The 7,197-nt window shown below is 59.3% G+C and carries 6 protein-coding genes; all 6 read right to left on the bottom strand.

Translation table 11 applies throughout. The annotated features are described in order from the left end of the window. Positions 1 to 1,328, bottom strand: a 1,328-nt coding sequence (locus tag HQL56_04550; GenBank protein ID MBF0308782.1) for an Hpt domain-containing protein, incomplete at its 3' end; no start/stop codon positions are given. 38 nt (positions 1,329 to 1,366) lie between these two features. Then, entirely contained in the window at positions 1,367 to 2,302 is a 936-nt protein-coding gene (locus HQL56_04545) for a hypothetical protein (GenBank protein MBF0308781.1), read from the bottom strand. Between the two features lies 1 nt (position 2,303). Next, positions 2,304 to 2,714, bottom strand: coding sequence for a response regulator (locus HQL56_04540; GenBank protein ID MBF0308780.1), 411 nt, complete (start codon positions 2,712 to 2,714; stop codon positions 2,304 to 2,306). Then, positions 2,711 to 6,070, bottom strand: a complete 3,360-nt coding sequence (locus HQL56_04535) for a response regulator (protein ID MBF0308779.1) — start codon at positions 6,068 to 6,070, stop codon at positions 2,711 to 2,713. Before HQL56_04535 ends, HQL56_04540 begins: the two co-directional genes overlap by 4 nt. Beyond that, positions 6,057 to 6,650, bottom strand: a complete 594-nt coding sequence (locus HQL56_04530; GenBank protein MBF0308778.1) for a hypothetical protein — start codon at positions 6,648 to 6,650, stop codon at positions 6,057 to 6,059. Before HQL56_04530 ends, HQL56_04535 begins: the two co-directional genes overlap by 14 nt. 76 nt (positions 6,651 to 6,726) lie before the next feature. Then, positions 6,727 to 7,197, bottom strand: a 471-nt coding sequence (locus HQL56_04525) for a DUF3782 domain-containing protein (GenBank protein MBF0308777.1), incomplete at its 5' end; no start/stop codon positions are given.

The following is a 7,197-nucleotide window of genomic DNA, read 5'->3' as shown; positions in this document are numbered from 1 at the left end:
TGTCGTGCGGGGGGGGGGGGGGCGCCGTGTGGCGGGCCGTCCGCGGGGGGGGGGGGGCGGGGGGGGGGGGGGGGGAGCTGCGCCACGGCTGCCGGCGTCACCGGTGGCGCCGGCAGTTCCCGGATGGCGGGTGTCGGTACTGCGGGCGGTTCGCTGGTCACGGGGGCGACTGCCGCAGTCACGGGGGCGACTGCCGCAGTCACGGGGGCGACTGCCGCAGTCACGGGGGGCGCGGGCCTCTTTTCGGGGCTGGGCGGCACAAACAGCCAGATACTTGCCAGCACTCCTGCCGCCGCCACGACGCCGCCGCTTCGCAGTAGATATCTCTTGTGTTTTTCCCGCAGCAGCGCTTTGCGTTCCGCCTCGCGGGCCTGCTCCTCCCGGGCGAGACGTTGCCGTTCCCGTTCGGCGAAATAGCTCTGGCGGCGCAGCTCCTCGATGCGACCCAGTTCGGTTTCCGCCAGAATATCCTCTTCGCTGCGGTGGGTGACGATGGTTTCCGGCAGGATTTGGGACAAGTCAGGCGCCGGGGGTTCGCTTGCCTCCGGAACCCGTGGCGGGTGCGGCGGGGCGTCGAGGGGGACGCCGGCGGTCTCCTCGATGGGGGGGGCAACGGCTTCGGCGGGGATGGACAGTTGTTTGATCTGCTCGTCGGGCAACTGGGTCAGGCCGATCAGAAGATCTTTTTGCAGGACCGTCGAAACCAACAGGAGAACCTGTTTGCCCTGAAAGGAGTTGCCCAGTTCAAAATTGTCGGGCAAATCCGGCAGTGAGTCGATCAGGTTGCCGATCACCAGGAGGGAGTCTTTGACCACATCGAACTGCTGTTTTTTGGCGGAGGGGTCTCCCCGCAAGCGGATATCGATGGCGTAGAGGAAGAGTCCCTGGTGTGCCGCCTCGGCCATGGCCCGGGGATAGCGGCTCAGATCGAAGTGTCGGCCGGGAGGTGGGGTATCCAGCAGGGCTTGAATGGTCTCCACCTCCGGGTCGATGTTGCGGGGGAGGGAGACGTCCGCGAGAAGCTCGTCCAGCTTTTGCAAACCGGCGCTCAGGCAGGAGAGGCTCTCTTCCCCAAGCGAGAGGGTTTGGTCCTGCAGGCGGCTCAACAGAACCTCCAGAAGTTGACTCAAGAGGAAAATCTGGCTCAAATCCAGAAAGGTGGCGGACCCGCGAATGCCTCGAACCGTGCGCAACATCCGGTCGAGAGGCACCGGATCGGTCTCCGGGTCGATGGTGTTCGGACCGCGCAGGTCGGCGTGGATGGCGCCGAGTCGTTTGCGGGACTCCTCGACGAACAACTCAAGATTAGACTCATCGGCCTCTGACATGAATAAATTCCTTCATGAGCCATTAAAATAGGGTTGAGTCAGGATGTAAACTCAAAAAACCGGCCAAATTTCATCGAATCCAGCGAACTCCGAATGAATGGGCTGCAATTGATGATGCGCACCGGGCGCCCCTGGTGTTCGCGGTTGTGCTGATTCAGCAGGAGCATGGTGCCGAAAGCGGCCTTGCCGAGGTGCAGGGTGTCCTGAAAGTCCAGGATATACTCCGTATTCTTGGGGCGGTTGCGATAGATTTTGGCAAATTCCAAGCGGCAGTTGTAGTCGAACATCCTGGCGATGCGGATGGTGACGATCTCCTCGCCCCTGGCGCCGTAGGCCACGCTGACCCCGAATTTATGGGTCTCGTCGTTGGAGGCGTCGTCGGCGCTCAGGGAGATGGCGATTCCGGGCGCCAGCAGCTGGCTGATAGTTTTCAGCACCTCTTTGTTGCAATGGGAGATTTGGATATCGTCCTTGCCGCCCTGATTGTAGTCGACCAGATGCAACAGCATGGCCAGTCCCGAGGGGGAGATGGTGGCCACGTTGGCGAAGTTCAGACGATAGCGTCGGGCGGGACCGCGTCCGTCATAGATGCGGAGGAAGTCATCCCAGAAGCTGGCGCCGAACTCGCCCCGGAAGTGGGCGGAGGTCTCCATTTTGGTGTGTTCGACGAATTTCACCCCGCTGCGCGAGGACTCCATCAGTTTGGGGAAGATGCTGACCTCTTCCAGGGAGGCCAGGGAGATGCCTGCTTTGGTGATGCGGGCCACCGTGGCGCGTTCTTCGACCAGTTTGCCCTCCAGAACGAATTTCAGCACGCCGTTCTGGCCCTCGGTGACGGCGCAGGGGGAGGCCAGAATCAGAAATACGGCGATTTCGTTGACATCCAGGGCATTGCCGACACAGCCGTCGAACTCCATGGGCAATCCGCAGAAAACCCTTTCATGCCTTCTTCGGTTGGCCGTTTCGGACATCATCTCAGGACTCCTCCGATTCGGGGATCAGGTTGAGCTTGTGCAGTTTTTCAAGCAGGGCCTGACGGGTGACCGGTTTGGTCAGGTAGTCGGAGCAGCCGCCCTTGAAATAGGCCTCCATGGCCTGGAGAGAGGAGTCCATGCCGGTGACCATGATGATGGGGGTCTCTTTTTTGTCCGGCGCGAGGCGTTTTTCCGCTTCCCGAAGGCGCTTCAGGGTCTTCTGTCCATCCATGACGGGCATGATGATATCCAGAAGGACCAGGTCATAGGGATCCCCGTCTTCCAGATCGGCGGAAAACAGTTCCAGGGCGGCCTTGCCATCGCTGGTCATATCGCAATGAGCGTACTGTTTCAGGTAATCCCGAAGCAGTTTCCGGTTGTTCAGTTCATCGTCCGCAATCAGTACCTTCATGGGTTGCTCCTCGTTTCGGCAATCAGGCGGCTAATCTGGCTCACATGCTGCTCCAGGTTTTCGATTATCTTCTGGGCATCGCCCCAGGACTCCATTTCAACCTGACCGATGAGGCGGATCGACTGAGATTCGACGCGGGATGCTCCGATATGGGCCGCCATGGATCGTAACCAGCCGACTTCCCGGATGACCAGGTTGGAATTCTTCTGTTTGAGGCCCTTTTTGATCTTCTCCAGGTGGATTGAGGCTTCCCGAACAAAGAGCATCTGCATTTTGTCCAGGTTTTCCCGGTCCATATCGACCGGTTTGAGAAGGCTCTCCACCTTTTGCGACACTGGCGCCGCCGGTGCCGCCGGTGCCGCCGGTGCCGCCGGGGAGAAGGTGGCTACCAGATCGATCAGATCCTGGGTGAGGAAGGGTTTCAACAGGAACCCGTTCATGCCCAGCTCATAACATCTTGTTTTCTCGTTCATCATCACCATGGCTGTGACCGCCACGATGGGAATCTGGGGATTGCCCACTTCGGACGGTACCCCGTTGCGGATGCGGCGGGTGGTCTCGAAGCCATCCAGTTCGGGCATCTGCAAATCCATCAGGATCAGATCGAATGTCGCCTGCTTCAGTTCCGCCAGGGCTTCATATCCGTGATTGGCCACCTGGACGGTGTGTCCCTGACTTTGCAGAATGGCGGTGGCCAGCTTCTGATTTTCGGGCAGATCCTCCACCAGAAGGATGCGCAGGGCCTGAGCGGTCGGGGCGCTTTTCTTGTTCCTTTCCGCATCCTTCGGGGGGACATCCCGGTTTTGTTCCTTGTTCTCCTCCGGAAAGAGAATCTGCAGCATCTTCTTGAGCAGGCGAAAGCGTCGGATCGGTTTTTTCAAAGAGAGAGCATCGTGGAAGAGTACATCGAGGTCCAGATCCTTGAGGGAGACCTGGGAGGAGAGCATGAAAATGGACCTGCCGCGATATCCCGGATAATAGACGTCCGCGATGCTGCCCCCCTCCTGAAGGATGTTTTCATCGATCAGCAGAAGGTCGAAGGGGGCTGCCACGGCGGTTTTGAGTTCGTGCAGCAAGGCAGCCAGATTGGCCACCACGCTGACGACGCCGCCGAAATGGACCAGCTGCTCCTTGAGAATGACGCGCCCCGTGGGGTGAGGGTCCGCCAGGAGAATGCGCCTGCCTTTGAGAGGTTTCTCCGCCGTGTCGCGTTTCTTGCGCCGTTGCTCCAGCCAGGGTTCGTCGCATTGGCCCTTTTCCGGCACATTGATGCCCAGCTCCAGGGAAAAATGAAAATAACTTCCCTGGCCGGGCTGGCTCGCCACCATCAACGTGCCGCCCATGCGTTGCACGAATTGCCGTGAGATGGTCAACCCGAGCCCGGTGCCGCCGTATTTGCGGGAGGTGGAGCCGTCCGCCTGGATGAAATTCTGAAAAATCAGCTCCTGTTTCTCCTTGGGGATGCCGATTCCCGTATCGGAGACGGAGAACCTCAAACGAATGCGGTCCTTTTCTCTCGAAGCCTCCGGACTGTATTCCACAGCCACCACCACCTCGCCCTGCTGAGTGAACTTGATGGCGTTGTTGATGAGATTGATCAGAATTTGTTTCAGCCGCTGAGGATCTCCCAGAAGGGTGGGAGGGAGATCGGGGGCGATGTGGCAGTAAAGCTCCAGTCCTTTCTGATGGGCCTTGATGGCCATGATTTCGCAGACCCCCTCGACCTGACCGATGAGATCGAAAGGGATCGATTCCAGCACGAAGTGGCCCGCCTCGATTTTGGAAAGGTCCAGAATGTCGTTGATCAGATCCAGCAGGGACAGGGAGGCGGAGCGCACGATCTGAAGGTTGTTCCTGGTCTCTTCCTTGGAAAGATGGGTGCTTAAAATAAGATCGGTCATGCCGATGATGGCATTCAGCGGACTGCGAATTTCATGGCTCATGTTGGCGAGAAACTCGCCTTTGGCCTTGCTGGCAGCTTCCGCCTTTTCCTTGGCTTCGTGCAGGGCCTTGTCCAGATTGGCCCGGTCGATGAAATTGCTCAGGGAGTGGGCGATGGCTTCCATCAACAGGAGGAAGAAGCCTTGCCTGCCGTCCACTTTGGATACGGACAGAACCAATAGACCATAGGGTTCGTCGTTGCCGGTGATATGGGTACAATAATTGACTATTTCAACGGTTTCCGGCGTGGGGCGAGACCGGATCGAATGGTGGCAGGAGCAGGGAAAGGTCGGATTGCCGCCGCATTGCACGGAGAGGATGGAGAACTCCGAGGGCAACGTCGCCACCCGTTTCATGGAGTTGCCGGGGCCATGAAGAAAGATGCTCGCTCCAAGACTGCCTTCCGTGAGCCACGGCAGGCTGCCGATGAGGTCCAAGGCCATCTGAAGCTGATCTTCCAGGGATCTCGGCTCGATGGAGAGCTGCAAAAGGGAGCTGACCAGCTGCTGAATCTGGAAGGCGATGGAGAGGTCGTTTTCGGACTTGCGGGTCCTTTCCAGCTCTATCATCTTCTCGTGATGGGCGGATTCCGCAACCTGAAGGGTATCCCGCAAGGCTTTGGAGAACTGTTTGGTTTCGGTGATGTCGCGAATGCTGGCCAGCCAGTGGGTCTGGCCCTTGAGAATGGTGGGAGCCAGGCCGATCTCCAGATCGATGCGATGTCCGGCGGAGTGCATGCCGGGAGCCTGGAATTTGCGAAGGTGCATCGGTTTGCCGGGCTGCTCCCCAAGAAGCCTCATGCCGGTCCAATGCGCTTGCCGCTCCTCGACGGGAATGATCACTTCCGCGATGTCTTTCCCCCGGACCTCGTGTTGATAATAACCGAACAAGGCTTCGGCAGCGGGATTGAATTCGACGATCCGCCCCTGGAGGTCGGTGACGATCAAGGCATCCAGGGCGTTATCCAGGATGCTGCGGACGTGGTTCTCCTGCTCTTGAATTCGGCTCTGGGCCTCCTCCAGACTTTTTTTGCGGCGCTGCAATTCCAGATGAATGCCAACCCGGTGCAGCAGGATCGCCGGATTGACGGGTTGGGAGACGAAATCTTCCGCACCGCACTCGAAGGCCTTCAGTTCATCCTCTTCCGTGTCGAGTATGGTATTGAAGATGACCGGGATATCGCGGGTGTCGGGAAAGGCTTTCAACTGGCGGCAAACGTCGTAGCCGTCCATGTCCATCATCATCACGTCCAACAGAATCAGATCCGGACGGTGGGTGCGGGCCAGATGCAGGCCCGTGGCGCCATCGAGTGCGGAAATCAGGCGGTGACGGGTGGACAATATGGCTTCGAGCCGGCGAATGGTCGCCGGTTGATCGTCGACGATCAGAATCGTGGACGCCTCATGTCCCGGCATGCTCCCCCTCCGCGACGCTTTCGACGGCGTGGGACAAGCCAAAGGTGACCAGATAGGGGATGGTGTGTTTTTCGCCGCCGATGCGCACGTCGAAGAGGCCGCGTCGGGAGGCCTGTTTCCAAACCACCCGATAGAGAACCCGGTGTCCGGGTTCGGTGGAAAAGCTGATCTTGACCCGTCGGGTGATCTGAGTGCCGAATTCGATGTGCAGGTTCTTTTTCAGTTCGTCCTGCACCAGGCTTTCGATAACGGTCCACAGGGAGGATTTGAGCTGGCCGCCGTGGCTCTGCTCCTGGCCCACGTTCAGACCGACGCTGGCGGTGCGGGTGAACTCGTGTTCGCTTTGCAGCACCTTGTTGCCGAAGCGGTTGTCCAGGGGCACCTCTTCCGTAGCCAGAACCACCGACTCCTCCTGGAGGAGCGATTCCCCCAGCAGTTGAATGGCCGAGGGTGTCTCCGCCACCAGCGGGCTCTTTTCCCGGTGTGGGGTCAGGGTCTGTTCGGCGAGCAGCGGAAAGTATTTTTTGCCCAGCAAACCGCCAACAAGGGCTGCCAAGCCGTAGGGAATGAGTTGCAGCATGGAACCCCCTCGGTGGTGAGATGAGAATCCTTCGCCAATTTCATCCCCCCCGTCCGTTGGCCGAAAGCGGCGTTATCTACCAGACCTTCGGAACGAAATCGGCGGGATTGGTAATATGTACATCGTCTCCGGCATGGCCCAGCACGAACAATCCGGCGTTCCGGGCGAATTCCGGGGTGTTTTCGTCGCTGTCGATGCCGATCACGGCGCCCATGACCCGGCAGTCGGCGTAGCGGGGAAAGAACGCCTTGAACTGTTCCAGACGTTCCAGATGGCGTTTCACATCCTCCACGCCCAGGGTGCTTTTGACCTCCACCAGAACCACCGCCCGCTCGTTGACCACCAGAATGTCCACTTCCAGGGTGCGCCCGTCATCGGTGCGTTTGCGCACCCGCTGATGCACCTCGTGGACCGGTATGCCCCGCTCGGCGAAAATCCGCTCGCAGGCCGGAGCCACCAACCCTTCCAGAAACCGACCCCACTTGCTCGTCAGATTGTCCACCATGCGCATGCTCTCCTTGAGCTTGCGGTCGGTCTCCCGCATCTG

It is taken from the genome of Magnetococcales bacterium (assembly GCA_015231925.1).
GTDB lineage: Bacteria > Pseudomonadota > Magnetococcia > Magnetococcales > JADGAQ01 > JADGAQ01.
Note: the sequence above shows the minus strand (reverse complement) of the source record. Positions and strands in the feature narration are given on the sequence as shown.